This window comes from Burkholderia sp. Nafp2/4-1b (genome assembly GCF_003635165.1).
In the GTDB taxonomy this organism is placed as follows: domain Bacteria; phylum Pseudomonadota; class Gammaproteobacteria; order Burkholderiales; family Burkholderiaceae; genus Burkholderia.
The window spans coordinates 33931-51690 of record NZ_ML058617.1; the positions used below are offsets into that span (position 1 = coordinate 33931).

Annotated in this window: 15 protein-coding genes and 1 pseudogene; 6 read left to right on the forward strand and 10 right to left on the reverse strand. The window is 67.7% G+C overall.

Features of this window, described 5'->3' with window-relative positions; genetic code table 11:
- The first annotated feature begins 11 nt into the window (after nt 1–11).
- Nucleotides 12–860 (forward strand): helix-turn-helix transcriptional regulator, encoded by an 849-nt coding sequence (locus C7H84_RS25580; protein WP_121861388.1) that lies wholly within the window; start codon nt 12–14, stop codon nt 858–860.
- Nucleotides 861–869: 9 nt separating this feature from the next.
- Here C7H84_RS25580 and C7H84_RS37225 read toward each other — a convergent pair.
- From C7H84_RS37225 to C7H84_RS25615, 7 genes and pseudogenes are all read right to left on the reverse strand, one after another.
- Nucleotides 870–971, reverse strand: a pseudogene (locus C7H84_RS37225) (LysE family translocator); the annotation flags it as partial.
- An 84-nt stretch (nt 972–1055) separates the two neighbouring features.
- Nucleotides 1056–2267: an acyl-CoA dehydrogenase family protein gene (locus tag C7H84_RS25590; RefSeq protein WP_121861389.1), complete on the reverse strand. Its 1212-nt coding sequence runs from the start codon at nt 2265–2267 to the stop codon at nt 1056–1058.
- A complete protein-coding gene (locus tag C7H84_RS25595; protein ID WP_121861390.1) occupies nt 2264–3121 on the reverse strand; it encodes a hypothetical protein in 858 nt (285 codons plus the stop codon). Before C7H84_RS25595 ends, C7H84_RS25590 begins: the two co-directional genes overlap by 4 nt.
- 55 nt (nt 3122–3176) lie before the next feature.
- Nucleotides 3177–3833 (reverse strand): methionine ABC transporter permease, encoded by a 657-nt coding sequence (locus tag C7H84_RS25600; protein WP_121861391.1) that lies wholly within the window; start codon nt 3831–3833, stop codon nt 3177–3179.
- Nucleotides 3826–5013: an ATP-binding cassette domain-containing protein gene (locus C7H84_RS25605; protein ID WP_121861392.1), complete on the reverse strand. Its 1188-nt coding sequence runs from the start codon at nt 5011–5013 to the stop codon at nt 3826–3828. The genes C7H84_RS25600 and C7H84_RS25605 overlap by 8 nt, the downstream gene beginning before the upstream one ends.
- Nucleotides 5014–5031: 18 nt before the next feature.
- On the reverse strand, nt 5032–6450 hold the full coding sequence (locus tag C7H84_RS25610; protein WP_121861393.1) for an LLM class flavin-dependent oxidoreductase: 1419 nt from the start codon (nt 6448–6450) through the stop codon (nt 5032–5034).
- Between the two features lie 10 nt (nt 6451–6460).
- Nucleotides 6461–7291, reverse strand: a complete 831-nt coding sequence (locus C7H84_RS25615) for a MetQ/NlpA family ABC transporter substrate-binding protein (RefSeq protein ID WP_121861394.1) — start codon at nt 7289–7291, stop codon at nt 6461–6463.
- 433 nt (nt 7292–7724) lie between these two features.
- Between C7H84_RS25615 and C7H84_RS25620 the strand changes: the two genes are divergently transcribed.
- From C7H84_RS25620 to C7H84_RS25635, 4 genes are all read left to right on the forward strand, one after another.
- Nucleotides 7725–9089, forward strand: a complete 1365-nt coding sequence (locus C7H84_RS25620) for a 2-hydroxycarboxylate transporter family protein (RefSeq protein ID WP_121861395.1) — start codon at nt 7725–7727, stop codon at nt 9087–9089.
- A 145-nt stretch (nt 9090–9234) separates the two neighbouring features.
- On the forward strand, nt 9235–11121 hold the full coding sequence (locus C7H84_RS25625; RefSeq protein ID WP_121861396.1) for an ATP-binding protein: 1887 nt from the start codon (nt 9235–9237) through the stop codon (nt 11119–11121).
- The gene (locus C7H84_RS25630; protein WP_121861397.1) at nt 11111–12472 is read left to right on the forward strand and encodes a sigma-54 dependent transcriptional regulator; all 1362 of its coding nucleotides are present in this window, start codon (nt 11111–11113) and stop codon (nt 12470–12472) included. The genes C7H84_RS25625 and C7H84_RS25630 overlap by 11 nt, the downstream gene beginning before the upstream one ends.
- A 25-nt stretch (nt 12473–12497) precedes the next feature.
- Nucleotides 12498–12839: a DUF3579 domain-containing protein gene (locus tag C7H84_RS25635; RefSeq protein WP_121861398.1), complete on the forward strand. Its 342-nt coding sequence runs from the start codon at nt 12498–12500 to the stop codon at nt 12837–12839.
- A 22-nt stretch (nt 12840–12861) separates the two neighbouring features.
- Here C7H84_RS25635 and C7H84_RS25640 read toward each other — a convergent pair whose 3' ends face one another.
- Nucleotides 12862–13707 carry a GSU2403 family nucleotidyltransferase fold protein gene (locus C7H84_RS25640; RefSeq protein WP_121861399.1) on the reverse strand — a complete coding sequence of 282 codons (846 nt, stop codon included), beginning with the start codon at nt 13705–13707 and terminating at the stop codon, nt 12862–12864.
- Nucleotides 13704–14843: a helix-turn-helix domain-containing protein gene (locus C7H84_RS25645; RefSeq protein WP_121861400.1), complete on the reverse strand. Its 1140-nt coding sequence runs from the start codon at nt 14841–14843 to the stop codon at nt 13704–13706. Before C7H84_RS25645 ends, C7H84_RS25640 begins: the two co-directional genes overlap by 4 nt.
- Before the next feature lie 338 nt (nt 14844–15181).
- Here C7H84_RS25645 and C7H84_RS25650 point away from each other — a divergent pair, with 338 nt between their 5' ends.
- A complete protein-coding gene (locus C7H84_RS25650) occupies nt 15182–16033 on the forward strand; it encodes an alpha/beta hydrolase (protein ID WP_121861401.1) in 852 nt (283 codons plus the stop codon).
- 176 nt (nt 16034–16209) lie between these two features.
- Here C7H84_RS25650 and opcM read toward each other — a convergent pair whose 3' ends face one another.
- Entirely contained in the window at nt 16210–17751 is a 1542-nt protein-coding gene (opcM, locus tag C7H84_RS25655; protein ID WP_121861402.1) for a multidrug efflux transporter outer membrane subunit OpcM, read from the reverse strand.
- Nucleotides 17752–17760 lie beyond the last annotated feature (9 nt).

Below are 17760 nucleotides of genomic sequence, written 5' to 3' on the forward strand. Positions count from 1 at the left end.
TCATCACCGTCATGAACTCGACCGCCGCCCTCCAGTCGTTCCCCCCGTCCGCCGGCCGCGCATCCGGCATCGGCCCGCTGCTGCGCACCTGGCGTCAACGCCGGCGCCTGAGCCAGATGGCGCTCGCGCTGGAGGCCGAGGTGTCCGCGCGGCACCTGAGCTTCGTCGAATCGGGTCGTGCGCAGCCGAGCCGCGACATGGTGCTGCATCTCGCCGAGCGCCTCGACGTGCCGCTGCGCGAACGCAATGCGCTGCTCGTCGCGGCCGGCTATGCACCGGTCTTCCGCGAGCGGCCGTTCTCCGATCCGAAGCTCGACGCGGCGCGCGCTGCGGTCGAAGCCGTGCTGCGCGGCCACGAGCCCTATCCGGCGCTCGCGGTCGATCGCCACTGGACGCTGCTCGCCGCAAACCGGATGCTCGGCGCGCTGGTCGCGCAGGCCGATCCGGCGCTGCTGCAGGCGCCCGTCAATGTACTACGCCTGAGCCTGCATCCCGGCGGCCTCGCGTCGCAGATCGTCAACTGGCACGAATGGCGTGCGCATATCCTGCACCGGCTGCAGCGGCAGATCGATGCGAGCGGCGACCGCACGCTGCATACGCTGCGCGACGAACTCGCCGCCTATCCGGCGCCTGCCGGCCAGCCGGACAGCCCTGAAGCGTGCACCGACTATGCGGACATCGCCGTGCCGCTGCGACTGCGCACCGCAGCCGGCGAGCTGACGTTCTTCAGTACGACGACGGTGTTCGGCACGCCGGTCGACGTCACGCTGTCGGAACTCGCGATCGAGGCGTTTTTCCCGGCGAATCCGGAGACGGCGGACGCGATGCGGGCGGTGGCGGATGGGTTGCCGGCGCGGTGAGCGCACTCGACGACGCTCGAACGCCAGCGTCACGCCAAGCGCCGGCAGGACCACGCCGCTCACCTGAGGCATGCGGGTGAGGATCCGCGGATGGCTCCGGCATTCCGCTGAAGCGCATCAAGCACATGGTGCGGCTGCCGATGCAGGGATGCGGAACCGCAATAGCCGCCGCGCAGCGACGCCGCGCGCGCCCGGTCACGTATACAGCGACGCCTGCGGCAATTCCCCCGTCAACGCAAACCGGCCGACATCGCGCAGCCGGTAGTCGAGCGGATCGTGCAGCGTATGCGTACGTGCATTGCGCCAGAAGCGGTCGAGGCCGAGCGACGCGGCCGTCGCGCGGGCGCCGCACGCATCGAACAGCGCCTCGCCGTTCTCGAGCGCCGCGCGCTGCGCGACGATCTTCGCGTCCGATACGGCGAGCGCGACCTCGGCCCGTTGGTCGGCGGTCAGCGCGTCGCGCCGCGACCACGCCTGCTGCAACGCGACAGCCGCACGATCGGCCAGCGCGGCTGCCGCGACCGCCTGCACGCGCATGTCGCCGAAGCGCTGCAGCGTGTAGGGATCGTCGCTCGCCTCGGCGACGCCCGCGTTGATCCACGGCCGGCCGTGTGTCAGCACGTAGTCGCGCGCGTCGGCCAGCGCACCTTCCGCGAGCCCGACGAACAGGTTCGTCAGCACGAGTTGCGACACCAGCGTGCGCAGCGTCGCGCGCGGCGTCGGCGGCGTTTCGGATCGATGCAGCACTTCGTCGGGCGCGAGCGTCACGCCGTCGAAACGCACGCTGCCGCTGTCGGTCTGGCGCTGGCCGATCGGATCCCAGTCCGCGTTGACCGTGATCCCGTCACGATCGGTCGGCACCACGCCGAACACCGCGCGGCCCGTTGCCGGATCGTGCGCGGACACGGTCATCCGCTGCGACCCGCGCGTGCCCGAACAGAAACCCTTCACGCCGTCGAGCCGATAGCCGCCGTCCGGCGTCGCGGTTGCTACCAGCCGCGTATCGAGCGGGTTGACCGCATTGCCCCACCACCAGCGATGCTCGACCGTGCCGCGCAGATAGCGTTCGCGCTGGGCCGCGCTGCCCCACACGTCGACGCTCACCACCTGCAGGACCTGGAATCCGACCAGATGCGCGAGCGCGCTGTCGACGCGTGCGATCCGCCGGATCGCGTCGTAGATCGCCGGCCACCCGGCTTCCTGCCCGCCGAATTCCCGCGGCACCGCGAGCGTCAGCAGGCCCGCGTCGGCGAGCCACTGCTTCTCGTCGGCCGCGTGACCGCCGGCGCGATCGCGGGCGGCCGCGGTCGCACGCAACGCAGCGATCACACGGGCCAGCGCATCGTCGGCGAATGCAGGTGCGTCCGTATCCGGCGCAAACGTCGCCGGCTCGCGTGGATCGTTCATGCGACGGCTTCCTGTGCAACCGCTTCATGCGCCACGACTTCGCCGGACAGCGGCACCAGCGCGCCGAGCTGGCGGCCGGTCAGCCGCGACAGGATCTCGCGGCGCCAGTCGTCGTAGATCGCGCGGTACTCGGCGATGTCCGCACCGAACACGTGCGCGGTATGCGCGTACTCGTCATGCAGATAACCGTCGAGCCGCGCCTGCGTTTCCTCGTCGGCCGCGATCACGCGGTCGATCAGCGCGTCGCGCTCGGCGGCCGGCAGCGCGTTCAACGTGTCGAACCACCACTGGACGATCTGCACGCGATGCCATTCCTCGTCCGGACGAATCCGGTTCTCGCCGTGCTCGCGCATCGCGCCGTCGGCGATGCGGCCGGTCTTGCGCTGGATCCACAGCTTCGCGAGGATGTGCAGCTCGTAATGCCATTCGAACGCGAGGAAGCCGGCGACGTCGCGCACCGCGATGTCGCCGATGCGCGCCCAGTGCGCGGCGACGAGCCGCTCGACTTCCGGCAGCGGATCGCGGCCCGTCAGTTCGGTCACGCGCTCGCGGCCGATCACCGCGTGTGCGCCGTCGTCGCCGAGCTGGCGCGACAGGATCAGCTGGAAATGCGGATCGTCCCGAAACAGCGTGTCGATCGCCTTCGCAACGACCTGCACGATGAACAGGTCGTGCGATGCCATCTTCGTGTAGTAGTCGGCGACGGCGGCGAGCTCGTCTCCGCTGTGCGGCTCGCGCGGCGGGGTCGCGAGTTTGTCGGGGAAGCCGGGGCGATGGCGTCGCGCGACGTCGAGGAACAGCGCTTCCTCGAATTGTCCGTTCCATTCGCGCGGCGCGCCGATAGGCAAGGTCATGGGTATCGTTCTCTCAGGGTCTTCAATGAAAAAGAGCCGGCGCTCGTGGCGCTGCTCAGGTACGCCGGGTCACGCGTCGGACCAGGCGGTCGCCCGTGATTTGCACGGCCGAAACGAGTGCGATCAGGATCACGATCACGGTCACCATGACGGTGGTGTCGAAACGCTGATAGCCATAGCGGATCGCGAGATCGCCGAGCCCGCCCGCGCCGACGGCGCCCGCCATCGCGGTCGAGCCGATCAGCGCGACGACGGTGATCGTGAAGCCGCCGAGCATGCCGGGCAGCGCTTCGGGCAGCAGCACGTGCCACACGATGTGGCGGCGCTTCGCGCCCATCGCGAGCGCGGCCTCGATCAGCCCGCGGTCGACTTCGCGCAGGCTCACTTCGGCGATCCGCGCGAAGAATGGAATCGCGGCGATCGACAGCGGCACCACGGCCGCCCATACGCCGATCGTCGTGCCGATCAGCACGCGCGTGAACGGCAGCAGCGCGACGAGCAGGATGATGAACGGCGTCGAACGGAATACGTTGACGAGCGCGCCGAGCACCGCGTTCACGCCGCGCCGCGCGTAGATGCCGCCGGGTGCGGTCGTCACGAGAATCAGCGCGAGCGGGATGCCGATCAGCGCGGCGATCGCGGCCGACGCGGCGACCATCGACAGCGTGTCGCGGATCGCGTCGAGCAGTTCGGGCCACCAGAGTTCAAACATAGCCGAGCACCTCCGCGTGGTTCGCATGGCGGCGTGCGCGTTCGAGCAACGCGGCAACCTCACCGCCGCGTACCGCTGACGCGCCGGCTTCGTCCGCCCGCGGCGTCGCTGCGATCACGAGCCGCCCCTGCGCATGTCCCTGGATGCTTTCGATGCCGCCGTGCAGGAAGCGCACCGAGCCGCCGAGCGCCGCCGCGAGCGCGCCGACGTCCGGCTCGCCGCCGCTCTCGCCCGTATAGCGGACGTCGAGCACGACCTGCGCGCCGTCGGGCAGCGCGGCCTGTTCGGGCAGCGGCCGCACGCGCGCGGCCAGCTCGGCCGGCAGGTCGTGCTGAAGCGTGCTCAACAGCGCGCGCGTCGCGCCGTGGCGCGGATCGCCGAACACGCGCCACACAGGGCCCGTTTCGACGACTTCACCCTGTTCGATTACCGCGACCGTGTCGCACACCGCGCGGATCACCTCCATTTCGTGCGTGATCAGCACGATCGTCAGCCCCGGGCGGCGGTTGATGTCGGCGAGCAGCGCGAGGATCGACTGCGTCGTCTCGGGATCGAGCGCCGACGTCGCCTCGTCGCACAGCAGCACCTCCGGATCGTGCACCAGCGCCCGCGCGATGCCGACGCGCTGCTTCTGGCCGCCCGACAGGCTCGCCGGATACGCGTCGCGCTTCGCGGCGAGCCCGACGAGATCGAGCAGCGCATCGACCTTGCGCGTGCGCTCGGCCTTCGGCACGCCGGCGATCTTCAGCGGCAGCGCGACGTTCTCGAATACCGTCTTCGCCGACAGCAGGTTGAAATGCTGGAACACCATCCCGGTACGGCGGCGCAGTGCGACAAGCCCGTCCTCGTCGAGCGCGCCGACGTCGACACCCTGCACGCGCACGCTGCCCGAACTCGGGCGCTCCAGCCCGTTGACGAGCCGCAGCAGCGTCGACTTGCCGGCGCCGCTGCGGCCGATGATGCCGAACACCTCGCCGCGCCGCACGTCGAGCGTCACGTCGCGCAGCGCAGCGGCCTGGCCGAGCGGCGTCGCGAATACCTTGCCGACGTGCGCGAACGACACGGCGGCGGCGCCGTCGGCCTGCGCGGCCGCTTCGTCATGCGCATCCGTGTCGGCACCCGCACCGGCCCGCACGGCCGATGCCTCGATGAAACCCAGCGTATCGAACAATTGCGTCATCGCGTCGCTCCGTCACGTTCATGCATGCGCGGGATGCGCGGGTTCCGTCGCCGGCACGGCAGCCGGCCGGTGCTGCGCGCCGGTGTGCCACGCGGGCAGCCGCGCGCCGGCGCCGAACAGCTTCTCGCGCAGCGTCGGCGCGGGATCGTAGTCTTCCTTGTAGATGCCGCGGTTCTGCAGCTCGGGCACGACCCAGTCGACGAAATCCTCGAACGACTCGGGCATCACGGTGCGCGTCAGGTTGAAACCATCGATGCCGGTCTCGTCGATCCACGCCTGCAGTTCGTCGGCGACCTGCGACGGCGACCCGACGATCGGCGCATAGCGGCCGCCGAGCGACATCTGTTCGAGCATCCGGCGCACGGTCCACGTGCCGGTCGTGCTCTTGCGCGAGATCGCGTCGACGGCCGACTGGATCGAATCGGTCTTCACGTACGAGATCGGCTCGTCGAGGCCGTATTTCGCGAAGTCGATGCCGGTCGAGCTCGCGAAATGCGCGAGGCCGGCTTCCGGGCTCGCATAGCGCCGGTATTCGTCGAACTTCTCGCGGGCAAGCAATTCGGTCTCGGCCGTCACGACGCTCACGCCGGCAAAGATCTTGATCGACGCCGGGTCGCGGCCCTGCCGTGCGGCGGCCGCGCGGATGTCGAGCGCGGCCGCGCGCGCGGCAGCCTTGCTCTGCCCGTTCACGAACACGCACTCCGCGTGGCGCCCCGCGAACTCGACGCCGCGCGCCGAGGAACCGGCCTGGTACAGCACCGGCGTGCGCTGCAGCGACGGCTCGCTCAGGTGGATCGCGTCGATCGAATAGAACGGCCCGTCGTGCTTCACGCGCCGCACCTTGCCCGGCTGCGCGAACACGCGCGCCTGCGCGTCGCGGATCACCGCGTCGTCGTCCCAACTCTGTTCCCACAGCTTGTAGACGACGTCCATGTAGTCGTCCGCGCGCTCGTAGCGGTCATCGTGGCCGATCTGCTGCGCGAGGCCCATCCCGCGCGCGGCGCTGTCGAGATAGCCGGTCACGATGTTCCAGCCGACTCGCCCCTTCGTCAGGTGATCGAGCGTCGACATCCGCCGCGCGAACAGGTAAGGCGGCTCGTAAGTGAGGTTCGCGGTAACCCCGAAGCCGAGATGTTGCGTGACCTGCGCCATCGCGGGCACGAGCAGCAGCGGATCGTTGACGGGCACCTGCACCGATTCGCGCAGCGCGGCGTCCGGGCCGCCGCCGAACACGTCGTACACGCCGACGATGTCCGCGAGAAAGATTCCGTCGAACTTGCCGCGCTCGAGCGTCCTCGCGAGATCGGCCCAGTAGTCGAGATCGGTGTAGTGCGCGGAGCGGTCGCGCGGATGCGTCCACAGCCCGTGGTTGATGTGCCCGACGCAGTTCATGTTGAACGCGTTGAGCAGGATCTTCTTGCGGTTCGCGGTCGTCATGTCGCCCCCGTCACCACGCGATCGCGTAAAGCGAGCCGAACGCGTTGTCGAGCGCACGGCGCACGGCCGGCGAGTGCTGGTAGATCGAGATGAACTTGCGGATGCGCGGATCGTTCGCGCTCTCGGGTCGCACGACCCACTGGATCGCGAAGATCTTGTTCTCGGTGCCGTCGAACAGCAGCGCGCTGTTCGGGTCGGTCGTGCCGGCGAGCTTGATGAAGCTCGGGTAGCCCTGCGCGAGGTCGACGTCGTCGAGCGAGCGCGCGAGCTGCGATGCCTCGAGCGGGATGATCTTCAGGTGCTTCGGGTTGGACACGATGTCGTGCGTGGTCGCGCGGTAGTCGGCGCCCGGCTTCAGCGTGATCAACCCGGCGCGCTGCAGCAGCAACAGCCCGCGGCCGCCATTCACCGGATCGTTCGCGATCGCGACGCGCGCGCCGTCCTTCAGTTCGTCAAAGCGCTTCACCTTCTTCGAATAGAGGCCGATCTTCATGATCGTGCCGGGTGCGATCGACACGAAGTTGTAGCCGCCCTGCTTCTTCGCGTTCTCCAGAAACGGGATGTGCTGGAAGTAGTTGACGTCGATGTCCTTGTTCGCGAGCGCCGCGTTCGGCGTATTCCAGTCGGTGAATTCGACGATCTTCACGTCGAGCCCCTGCTCCTTCGCCTCCTTCGCGGCGATCTTCAGCGCTTCGATCTGCGGGCTGGTCGAGATGCCGACCTTCAGCGGCGCGGTATCGGCGCGCGCGCCATTCATCAGCACGACGCCGAGCAGCGCGGCCGTCAGCAGGCGGCCCAGCGGGCCGGAGGAAAAGCGGGCGGAAAAAACGGCATGCAGCATGGGAACCACTCTCCTGTCCAAAGACGGTATCGACGGATGAGCGACGCCGCGGCGAACGCGCGGGCGTTCTCCGGACAGTCGTCATGGCATCGGAAAAGGATCAGCCGATGATAGAGAGCGGCGGGGAGGCGGTCTACGAAGCGATTGTGCGAAGAAAATCGCGCGCGGCGATATGGCGCGCGGGTCGGCTACCCGACCCGCGAACGGGCTCGAGGCTGGCGTGTAGGCCGAAATCTCGGCCCGAGCGCCGGGCGGATTCCGAAATCTCAGCCAATGAGCGGCATCGATCCTTTCCGCAGACGAAACAAATCCCTTATGAATCAATGCATTAAAAATATTCCGGCGATTCGGAATTCTGGCACGGGGGTTGCGTAATAGACGGCACACGATGCCGCGAAGCGATGCAGGCATTCCAAACATCAGGAGACACGTCTTGCAGACCTCTATCCATACCCCGTCCCATCAGGAACCGATTGCCGAAGCCGGTGCCGCCACGCGCGAGCGCTTCTGGCCGGAAGGCTGGTGGAAGCTGATGGAAATCCGCATCGGCATCATCCCGCTGCCGGTCTACGTGATCCTGTTCGGGCTGATCGTCGGCTTCGCGGTGACGGGCAAGGTGCCCGGCGAAATCTCGATGGCGATCGCCGTGCTCGCGTTCTTCGGCTTCACCTGCGCGGAACTCGGCAAGCGCCTGCCGCTGCTGCGCAACATCGGCGCGGCGGCGATCTTCGCGACCTTCGTGCCGTCGGCGCTCACGTACTACCACGTGCTGCCGAAGCCGGTGCTGAACCTCACGGTCGAGTTCACGAAGTCGACGAACTTCCTGTACCTGTTCATCGCGTCGATCATCGTCGGCAGTATCCTTAGCATGGATCGCCGCGTGCTGATCCAGGGCTTCGTGAAGATCTTCATTCCGCTCGCGGCCGGCTCGGTCGCGGCCGCGATCGTCGGCACGGCGGTCGGCACCGCGCTCGGCCTCGGCGCGCGCCACACGCTGTTGTACATCGTCGTGCCGATCATGGCGGGCGGCGTCGGCGAAGGTGCGATTCCGCTGTCGATCGGCTATTCGGAACTGATGCACCTGCCGCAGGGCGAGATGTTCGCGATGGTGCTGCCGCCGGTGATGCTCGGCAGCCTGACCGCGATCATCCTGTCGGGCGCGCTCGACATGCTCGGCAAGCGCCTGCCGCACCTGACCGGAAACGGCCGTCTGCAAGTCGGCGAAAGCGGCGACATGACGCCGGAAAACGAAGAGATCCGCGGTCACGTCGACGTCACGCACATCGCGGGCGCCGGCATCACGGCGATCACGCTGTACCTCGTCGGCCTGATGGCGCACAAGCTGTTTGGCCTGCCCGCGCCGGTCGCGATGCTGTTCCTCGCGGTGCTGGTGAAGCTCGCGCGTGCCGTGTCGCCGCCGCTGCAGGAAGGCGCGTTCGTCGTCTACAAGTTCTTCTCGACCGCCGTCACCTATCCGCTGCTGTTCGCGATCGGCGTCGCGATGACGCCGTGGGACAAGCTGACCGCCGCCTTCACGATCGTCAACGTCGTGACCATCGTGTCGACCGTCGCGACGCTGATGGGCACCGGTTTCGTGGTCGGCCGCCTGCTGAAGATGTACCCTATCGACACCGCAATCGTGAACGCCTGCCACAGCGGGCAAGGCGGCACCGGCGACGTCGCGATCCTGACCGCCGCGAACCGGATGCAGCTGATGCCGTTCGCGCAGATCGCCACCCGCATCGGTGGTGCGATCGTCGTCACGGTGACGCTGATCCTGGTCGCGCACTTCGGATAACCGCGCGGCCGCGCGCACCGTCGCGCACGCTGCTTCGCACGCGCCGCCGCCGGCCCTGCCGGCGCGCGGCGCGCGTCGTTCCGGGGGCCGGTGGCGGGCGACCGGCTGCGGGCGGCCGGCTGCGGGCGACCGGTTGCGGGCTTCGATGAGGGCGAACGTGCAGAAGAGCTTCAAGGGAATCCCGTGGTGGGGTTGGGCGTCGGCCGCGGCGCTGTATGTCGGCGTGGCCGGGGCGGCCGTCGATTTCGCGTGGGAACGCGCGATCGACGCGCTCGAGGAAACCGGTGCGCACCGGCTCGACCTGTATGCGTCGAGCCTGAAGAGCGAACTCGGCCGCTTCGAGATCCTGCCCGGCCTGGTCGCGCGGCAGGACAGCGTGCGCGCGATGCTGAAGGCCGCGCCGCACGACGCGCCTGAACTCGTGCATGCGGTCGACACCTATCTGGAAGCCGTGAACCGCGACGCCGGCAGCGGCGCCGTCGACGTGATCGACCTGCGCGGCGAAGTGATCGCCGCAAGCAACTGGAACGAGACGATCAGCTTCGTCGGCACCAACGTGTCGTACCGGCCGTACTTCAAGGATGCACTCGCGCACGGCACCGGCCGCTTCTTCGGGATCGGCACCAACACCGGCGTGCCGGGCCTCTACTTCGCGAGCGCGGTGCGCGACGACGGCGTGCCGATCGGCGTCGCGGCCGCGAAGATCAGCGTCGACTCGCTCGAAACCGCATGGCGCGCGCCGGGCGTCGCCGCGATGGTGGTCGATGGCAACGGCGTGGTCGTGATCTCGACCGAGCCGGCGTGGAAATTCGCCGCGCTGCGCCCGATCACTGCGCAGCAGCAGCGCGACATCCAGGCGTCGCGCCAATACGCGGGCCGCACGGTCGACGTGCTGCCGTACCGCCACATCGGCGATCGCAGCGCCGCCGCGTGGTTCGGCACGTTTCCCGATCTGCGTCACGCCGGCCGCAGCACGCGCTATCTCGTGATGTCGCGCCCCGCGCCGCAGGCCGGCGATTCGCTGATGGTGCTGCTCGACATCGCCGGCGCGCGGCGCCAGCAGCAGACCGCGTTCGTGTTCGTCACCGGCGCGTTCCTGATCGCCGTGCTGCTGGTCGGCTACGCGATCCAGCGGCGCCGGGCGATCGTCGCGCGGCTGAATGCGCAGGACGCACTGCGCCGCGCGAACGACCAGCTCGAGCTGACCGTCGCGCAGCGCACGGCTGCGCTGACCGCCGCGAACGAGCGGATGCAGCGCGAGATCGACGAACGCGAGCGCACCGAGCAGCGGCTGCGCGATTCGCAGCAGGAAGTCGTGCATGCGGGCAAGCTCGCGGTGCTCGGCCAGATGGCCGCCGGCCTCACGCACGAGCTGAACCAGCCGCTCGTCGCGATCCGCACGCTGTGCGACAACGCGCGCACGTTCTTCGAGCGCGGCCAGCCGGCGCCGGCGTACGCGAATCTCGAACGGATCGGCAAGCTCGTCGACAGCATGGCCGTGCTCACCGGCGAGCTGAAGACTTTCGCGCGCAAGCCCGACGTCGAGCGCGTCGCCGTGTCGCTGAACGAGGCCGTCGCGCATGCGCGGCTCATCTACGATGCGCGCATTCGCGACGAAGGCGTGCAGCTCGACGTGAACATCGCGCCGGGCACGACGGTATCCGCCGAATCGAGCCAGTTGCAGCAGGTGATCGTGAACCTGCTCGGCAACGCGCTCGACGCGGTGCACGAGGCGCCGGTGCGGCGCATCGTGATCGAAGCGACCGAACCGGACGAAGCCGGCCGCGTGCGCTTCACGGTGGCCGACAGCGGCGCCGGCATCGCGCCCGACGTGCTGCCGCACCTGTTCGAGCCGTTCGTCACCACCAAGCCGCGCGGCCAGGGCCTCGGGCTCGGCCTCGCGATCACGTCGCGCATCGTCGAGGCGTTCGGCGCGAAGATCGCCGCGACGAACCGCGACGCCGGCGGCGCGCAGTTCACCATCGAATTCGCGGCCGCAACGCCGCAACAAAGGACAGAGCATGGAAGATGAGATTCGCGTGCTGGTCGTCGAGGACGATGAAAACGTCCGGATCGGCGTCGAGCAGGCCGTCGCGCTCGCCGGGTTCCCGGTCGACGCATTCGCGTCGGCCGCCGACGCGCTCACGCATGTCGCGCCCGGCGCACCCGTCGTGGTCGTGTCGGACGTACGGATGCCGGGCATCGACGGGCTGCAGCTGCTCGAGCGCGTGATGGCGGTCGATCCGCAGATCCCGGTCGTGCTGATCAGCGGCCACGCCGACATTTCGACGGCCGTCGGCGCGATGCAGGACGGCGCGTACGACTTCATCGAGAAGCCGTTCTCGTCGGACTTGATCGCCGGGCGCGTCGCGCGTGCGGTCGAGAAACGCCGGCTCACGCTCGAGGTGCAGGGGCTGCGTGCGGCGCTCAACAACTGGCAGGGCATCGAGGCGTTCGTGCTCGGCAAGTCGCCCGCGATGGCCGACGTGCGCAAGAAGATCCTGCGTCTCGCCGATACGTCAGTGTCGGTGCTGATCACGGGCGAGACGGGCACCGGCAAGGAACTGATCGCGCGCAGCCTGCACGACTTCGGCGGCCGGCGCGATGCGCATTTCGTCGCGCTGAACTGCGGCGGCCTGCCCGAGCAGGTGTTCGAGAGCGAGCTGTTCGGCCACGAGGCCGGCGCGTTCACCGGCGCGATCAAGAAGCGCATCGGCAAGATCGAGTGGGCGAACGGCGGCACGCTGTTCCTCGACGAGATCGAGACGATGCCGATTCCGCTGCAGATCAAGATGCTGCGCGTGCTGCAGGAGCGCGTCGTGGAGCGGCTCGGTGCGAACGAGCTGATTCCGGTCGACTGCCGCGTGGTGGCCGCATCGAAGGCCGATCTCGCCGAACTCGCGGCCGACGGGCGCTTCCGTGCGGACTTGCTGTATCGCCTGAACGTCGCGCAGATCGAGCTGCCGCCGCTGCGCGAGCGGCGCGAGGACGTGCCGCTGCTGTTCGAGCATTTCGTGCTCGCGGCCGCGCGGCGCTTCGGGCAGCCGGCGCCCGTCGTCACCGCTGCGCAGGTGTCGGAACTGATGACGCATGCGTGGCCCGGCAACGTGCGCGAGCTGCAGAACGTGGCCGATCGCTTCGTGCTCGGGCTGACCGGCGACAGCCTGTTGTCGTCCGGCGGTACGGCGACGGCGGGCGGCACGCTCGCGGAGCAGCTCGCGTATTTCGAGCGGATGCTGATCGAGGACATGCTGCGGCGTCACAACGGCAACGTTGCGGACGCAAGCGTTGCGCTCGGCATGCCGAAGAAGACGCTTTATCACAAGCTGCGCAACCTGCGGATTCCCGCGCGCGGCGACGCGGCGGCCGACGGCGGCGAATGACCGGAACGAGGATACGCACACCAGCATGGATCGCATCGACATCACCGAACGCGGCCGCCTCATCGGTCAACCCCGCGGCCACTTGATCCGCGGCGTCACGCGCGCGCAGAAGACCTTCCGCCCGAGCGACTGGCCCGAACGGCTCGCGGGCGTCATCACGCTGTTCGTCGGCGAGCGGCGGCCCGGCTATCCGTGCGCGCTGTCGCGGCTCGCGATGCCGGTCGTCGACGGCGGCGTCAAATGCCTGTTCGTGTCTGATGAATTGCGCGACGTGTGCGGCGATGCGTTCGACTTTGCAATGCAGTTCGCGGCGGATAACGATCTTCCCGTCGAGCTTCAGGGCGTGCCCGCATTGACGGTACGATGATGCGGGGGCCGCGGCCGGCACCCTATGGCACGTCGCCGAAGAGCGCTTCGAACCCGTTCTTGCACAGCCTGAGTAAATCCTCGGGCTCGATGTGTCGGTCGGGCCGCGGGATGGCCGCCGCTGCACGAATGGTGTCGTTCACTTCAGTGAAAAATGCGCCGACGCCCGCATCGATGGACTTGCGCTGAGCATCCGATAACGTGGGTTCGAGACGCCTCCAGACCGGGACAAGCTCGTCCTCGATTACGCCGCCAAAAAGGAGCATCGCATCGTGGATGTAAAGCACATCCTGAGCGCGCTTTTCCGGAATCCTGTCGTCACGAATCAGCAGCTTCTGGACCATGAAGCTCACCGGATTGGGGATACGCAGGTCGACCAGTGCGTCGCCACGCCCTGACTCCTCGGCGGGAATCGTCACGAGCCAAGGTTCGTGCAGCAGTATCTCGAGATGGCGCAGCTTCTGTGCAACAACGCCGGCATTCGCCTCCGTGGCATTCTGCTCCATCCGCCTCGTGACCTTGTTGCGACGCAAGGGGCTACCTGTCAGCGGCGTGAGAAATTCCGCGTAAAAGCCGTTGGCTCGCTTGCCGAGGGTATAACGCATCGCCGGCGGCTTGAATCCGCCGGCGAAATTCGGTTCCTCCGTGAAACCCGCGTTTTCGAGCGCCCTCTTGATATCTCCTTCGAGCACTTCGCGTTCTGCATACGCAACGTCGGCATCCTGCGTGAAGATCGGCTTGTGGTCGGGCGTCCAGGCACGCGGCTCATACGAATAGAGCCGAAAAGCCCAGCCTCCGATGAAAACGATCCTGGCTCGCCACGGCGCCAACGTCATCGCGAGATTGCTGAAATCGGCCAATTCGCTCACGTACCTTCTCCAGTCACGTTCGCGAGAACGCCGTGCTCCAGTTCGGCGGCCTGCTCTGCACCGCGCGCCGGGTGAGCGGAAACGTCGAGCCAGATCTGGAGGATGTCCGTGACCGGCAACCCGTCGCGGTAGACGACGCCCCGCCCCAGCGATTGGGGAAAGCCAGGCTGTTGCAAGACGAGATCGGGACGTTCGCCCTCTTTGGCCCGACGCAGCGGTCGCCAGTTACCGGCTTCCATCAGGCTAGGGACCCAGACCGTTGGCGGGACCCCGCTGACATGGCCGACGCCGAGTGCATCGGCCGCGGCAAAAAGGCCGAGCGTGCCGCCCTCGTTTTTGAGCATCTTGCGCAACTGGACATCCGGCGCGGCCGGCAAAAGAAATTTCATCGGCACTGCCGCGGCCGGCCTCTGGTATTCGGCCTTCCAGCGTTGTGCGAGTTTGCGCCGTTGCACGATCTTCAGGAATGGCTTCGTCTCGATGAAACCCTCCTCTTTGAGCGCATGGATCAGCCGCGTCGCCGTCATTACCGAGACACCGGCGGCACGCGCGAGGTCGGTCGCCGTGGTGTATTGCCTGCGTTCCGCGCCGATGAGGTTCTCTCTCTTGATATCGATCGCGAGCAGGAGCTTGAGCATCCACTGGTTCAGATCCGAGAACGCCAGCCCCGGCTGAATACTGCGACTGCGGCTGTACGAACGAGTCGACTCGCCAGGACGCTCGGAAATATCCAGCCCCGGAAAGCGGACATATCGCGTTCCGTCGGCCGACAGCACGGCGAAGGGCTCACGGTCGGCGAACTCGGCGTGAAAATCGGCCAATCGCTGGATGAGCGACGGCGGAGCACTGCCGACCCAAATCAGAATCGCGGGCCGCATCTTCTGTCGTTTCGCGTATGCACGTGCCTCGAGGAGCGCCTGAGCAAAGAGCGCGGTAACGCGATCGGCACGCCCCTCGTTGAACGTCTTGAGGTTCGCGACGTACGTTTGGCCCTTGTCATTGCTCAGAATGAGGCCCCCGACTTGATCGGGGACCGCAATCTCCTCGACCACGCGCCACCCGTCTGCTTTCTCGAACAACGTTCGGAAAGCGTCAAGCGCAACGCGCGCCGGAATCGGATTCGACAGCGATCTCACATCACACTCACTTGGCCAAGTGAAATCACTTGGGCGTGTTAAATGACATGGCCATGTTATGACAATCTCGCGCGCGCCGCAAGCGTCGCTCGATCCGACAGCGCTTTCACACCGTCATTGTCGATGCGCGGCCAATCGAGCCTGCCGAGATCTTCTATTAGGGACCCAACACGGATGCAGCGGAGTCGTATGCGGATCGTCAGCCCCCTCAGTCCGACAACGGTTTCCCGCCGATCCATCAATAAAATTGATCGTCGCGATGAAAATTATGCGTTTTCCTTGCAGGTCGCCGTGATGCATAGTTGCGTCGTGTTGACGCACCTTTGAGTCTTTCAGCCATGAACATGCGAATCGAGCCGTCCGTGCTCGCGAACCCCGACCTGCAATTTGCGACGCTTTCGTCAGGCATCAGCCTGCCGTATGTCGAGCGGGGCAGCGGCGCGCCGATGGTGTTCGTGCACGGCTCGTTGTGCGATTACCGCTACTGGGATCCGCAACTCGCATCGCTGTCGGAGAACTACCGCTGCATCGCGCCGAGCCTGAGCCACTACTGGCCAGCCGTCGAAGCGGGCATCCAGGACGAGTTCAGCTGGCAGAACCACGTCGACGAACTCGCGGAATTCATCGACGCACTCGATCTCGGCCCCGTGCATCTCGTCGGCCATTCGCGTGGCGGCAGCGTCGCGTTCAACGTCGCGCGCCAGCATCCGGGACTCGTCGACACGCTGACCCTCGCCGATCCGGGCGGCCCGCTGCAACAGCCGGGCGTGCGCGAAGCCGCGCTGCCGGCCGCCGCGATCGCGCTGCGCACGAAGGCCGTGAACCTGATCGACCAGGGCGACGTGGAAGCGGGCCTCGAGATGTTCGTCGACTCGGTGAGCCTGCCGGGCGCGTGGAAGAAGAGCACGTCGCGCTTTCGCACGATGGCGATCGACAACGCGAGCACGCTGCCGAAGCAGCTGCGCGATCCGCTGCCGGCGTATTCGCAGCACACGGCGTCGGATATCGGATGCCGCACGCTGCTGATCGACGGCCAGCGCAGCCCGAAGATGTTCCGCCACAACGTCGACACGCTGTCGCAGTGGATCGGCGACGCACAACGGCAGACCGTCGCCGGTGCATCGCACGGGATGAACGCGGCGAGCCCCGCGGTGTTCAACCGTTTCGTGCACGAGTTCGTCGCCGCGTAACGTCTCGGGCGGCATTCGTTCCGCCCGTTACTCCCCTTGTCTTTCCGAAGCGCAACGATGAAAAAACCCCGATCCGCGTCGCCACGGATCGGGGTTGTTATCTTTCTTCGTCACTCGGGCGTTGACGGTCGACAACGCATGGCGAACCGCCACGCGCGCCGACGCCCGCCGATATCTCAACGCACGGCTAAGTCCTGCTTGCCCGTCGCCGCATCGCCGACCGCGGCCGGTGCCGGCGCCGCCCCCCACCCACCGCCGAGCGCACGAATCAGGTTGACCGTCGACACCGCCTGCGCACCGGTCAACTGGTTCGCCTGCAACTGCGACTGCAACACCGACCGCTCGCTGTCGATCACGTCGAGATACGCGACCTCACCTTCCTGATACTGCGTACGCGACAGCTTCGCCGCGCGACGCGACGCATTGACGGCCGCCTCCTGCGCGCGAATCTGGTCGTCCAGCAGACGCAGGTCGGCGAGGTTGTCCTCGACCTCGCGGAACGCGACGAGCACCTGCTGCCGGTAGTTCGCGACCTGCTCGTCGTACTGCGCGCGCGCCTGCTGCACGCCGGCCGCACGCCGCCCGCCGTCGAACAGCGGCAGCGTCAGCGCGGTACCGGCGAACGGCCCGAGCAGGAACGTGCGGCTCGACCACAGGAACAGGTTGCCGAGCGTCGACGCCTCATACCCGAACGCGCCCGTGATATCGAGCTTCGGGAAATACGCCGACTTCGCGAGGCCGATCCGCGCATTCGCGGCGGCCATCGCACGCTCGGCCGCCGACACGTCCGGACGGCGCTCGAGCAGCGCGGACGGCAGTCCCGGCGGCACCTTCACCGCGACCGGCACGATCGGCGTTTCCTTGAATGCGAAATCCGCGGGCGCCTTGCCGAGCAGGATCGCGAGCGCATGCTCGGACGCCGCACGCCGGCGCGCGACGCCGACCGCATCGGCCTGCGCGCTTGCCAGTTCGTTCTTCGCGCGCGACACGTCGAGCTCGCTGATGTCGCCTTCGTTGAAGCGGCGCTGCACGAGCTTCAGCGCCTGGTCGCGCAATTCGACCGTGCGGCGGTACAGGTCCTGGTCCGAGTCGAGCTGGCGCAGTTCGAAGTAGTTCTGCGCGACGTCGGCCTGCAGCGCGAGCTGCACCGAACGGAACAGCGCTTCGCTCTGCGCCTGGTCGGCACGCGACGCCTCGACGTTGCGGCCCACGCGGCCGAACAGGTCGGCCTCGTACGACACCGTGCCCTGCGCACGCCACAACGTCGCGGTGGTTGGGCCCGTGCCCTGCGGCTGGAGCTGCGACGCCGACGACAGCCCTTCACGCGTCGGCCCGAACCCGGCGCCGATCTGCGGGAACCACTGCGAGCGCGCGGTGCGGGTCGCCGCACGCGCTTCCTCGACGCGCGCCGCCGCGGCCTTCAGGTTCTGGTTCGCGGCGAGCGCCTGCGACTCGAGCGAGTCGAGCACCGGATCGCCGAACACCTTCCACCATTCGCCGCGATGCTCGCCGTCCGCCGGTTCCGCGGTCTTCCACGTGCCGGCCTGTTCGCCGGCCGCGAGCGTCGGCGCTTCCTTGAACGCCGCGGGCGTCGACACGTCCGGGCGCTTGTAGTCGGGCCCCACCGCGCACGCGGCGAGCAGCGTCGCGAGCAGGGTGCTCGCGGCCGCCACCTTCGCGAAGCGGATCAGGCCATTCGAGTTGTGCATGTTGTCCATCTTTCTATC

Excerpts from the sequence above, each read along its gene's own strand:
- C7H84_RS25580 (WP_121861388.1), top strand. The coding sequence starts at position 12 with ATGAACTCGACCGCCGCCCTCCAGTCGTTCCCCCCGTCCGCCGGCCGC.
- C7H84_RS25590 (WP_121861389.1), bottom strand. The coding sequence starts at position 2,267 with ATGAACGATCCACGCGAGCCGGCGACGTTTGCGCCGGATACGGACGCA.
- C7H84_RS25595 (WP_121861390.1), bottom strand. The coding sequence starts at position 3,121 with ATGACCTTGCCTATCGGCGCGCCGCGCGAATGGAACGGACAATTCGAG.
- C7H84_RS25600 (WP_121861391.1), bottom strand. The coding sequence starts at position 3,833 with ATGTTTGAACTCTGGTGGCCCGAACTGCTCGACGCGATCCGCGACACG.
- C7H84_RS25605 (WP_121861392.1), bottom strand. The coding sequence starts at position 5,013 with ATGACGCAATTGTTCGATACGCTGGGTTTCATCGAGGCATCGGCCGTG.
- C7H84_RS25610 (WP_121861393.1), bottom strand. The coding sequence starts at position 6,450 with ATGACGACCGCGAACCGCAAGAAGATCCTGCTCAACGCGTTCAACATG.
- C7H84_RS25615 (WP_121861394.1), bottom strand. The coding sequence starts at position 7,291 with ATGCTGCATGCCGTTTTTTCCGCCCGCTTTTCCTCCGGCCCGCTGGGC.
- C7H84_RS25625 (WP_121861396.1), top strand. The coding sequence starts at position 9,235 with ATGAGGGCGAACGTGCAGAAGAGCTTCAAGGGAATCCCGTGGTGGGGT.
- C7H84_RS25630 (WP_121861397.1), top strand. The coding sequence starts at position 11,111 with ATGGAAGATGAGATTCGCGTGCTGGTCGTCGAGGACGATGAAAACGTC.
- C7H84_RS25635 (WP_121861398.1), top strand. The coding sequence starts at position 12,498 with ATGGATCGCATCGACATCACCGAACGCGGCCGCCTCATCGGTCAACCC.
- C7H84_RS25650 (WP_121861401.1), top strand. The coding sequence starts at position 15,182 with ATGAACATGCGAATCGAGCCGTCCGTGCTCGCGAACCCCGACCTGCAA.
- opcM (WP_121861402.1), bottom strand. The coding sequence starts at position 17,751 with ATGGACAACATGCACAACTCGAATGGCCTGATCCGCTTCGCGAAGGTG.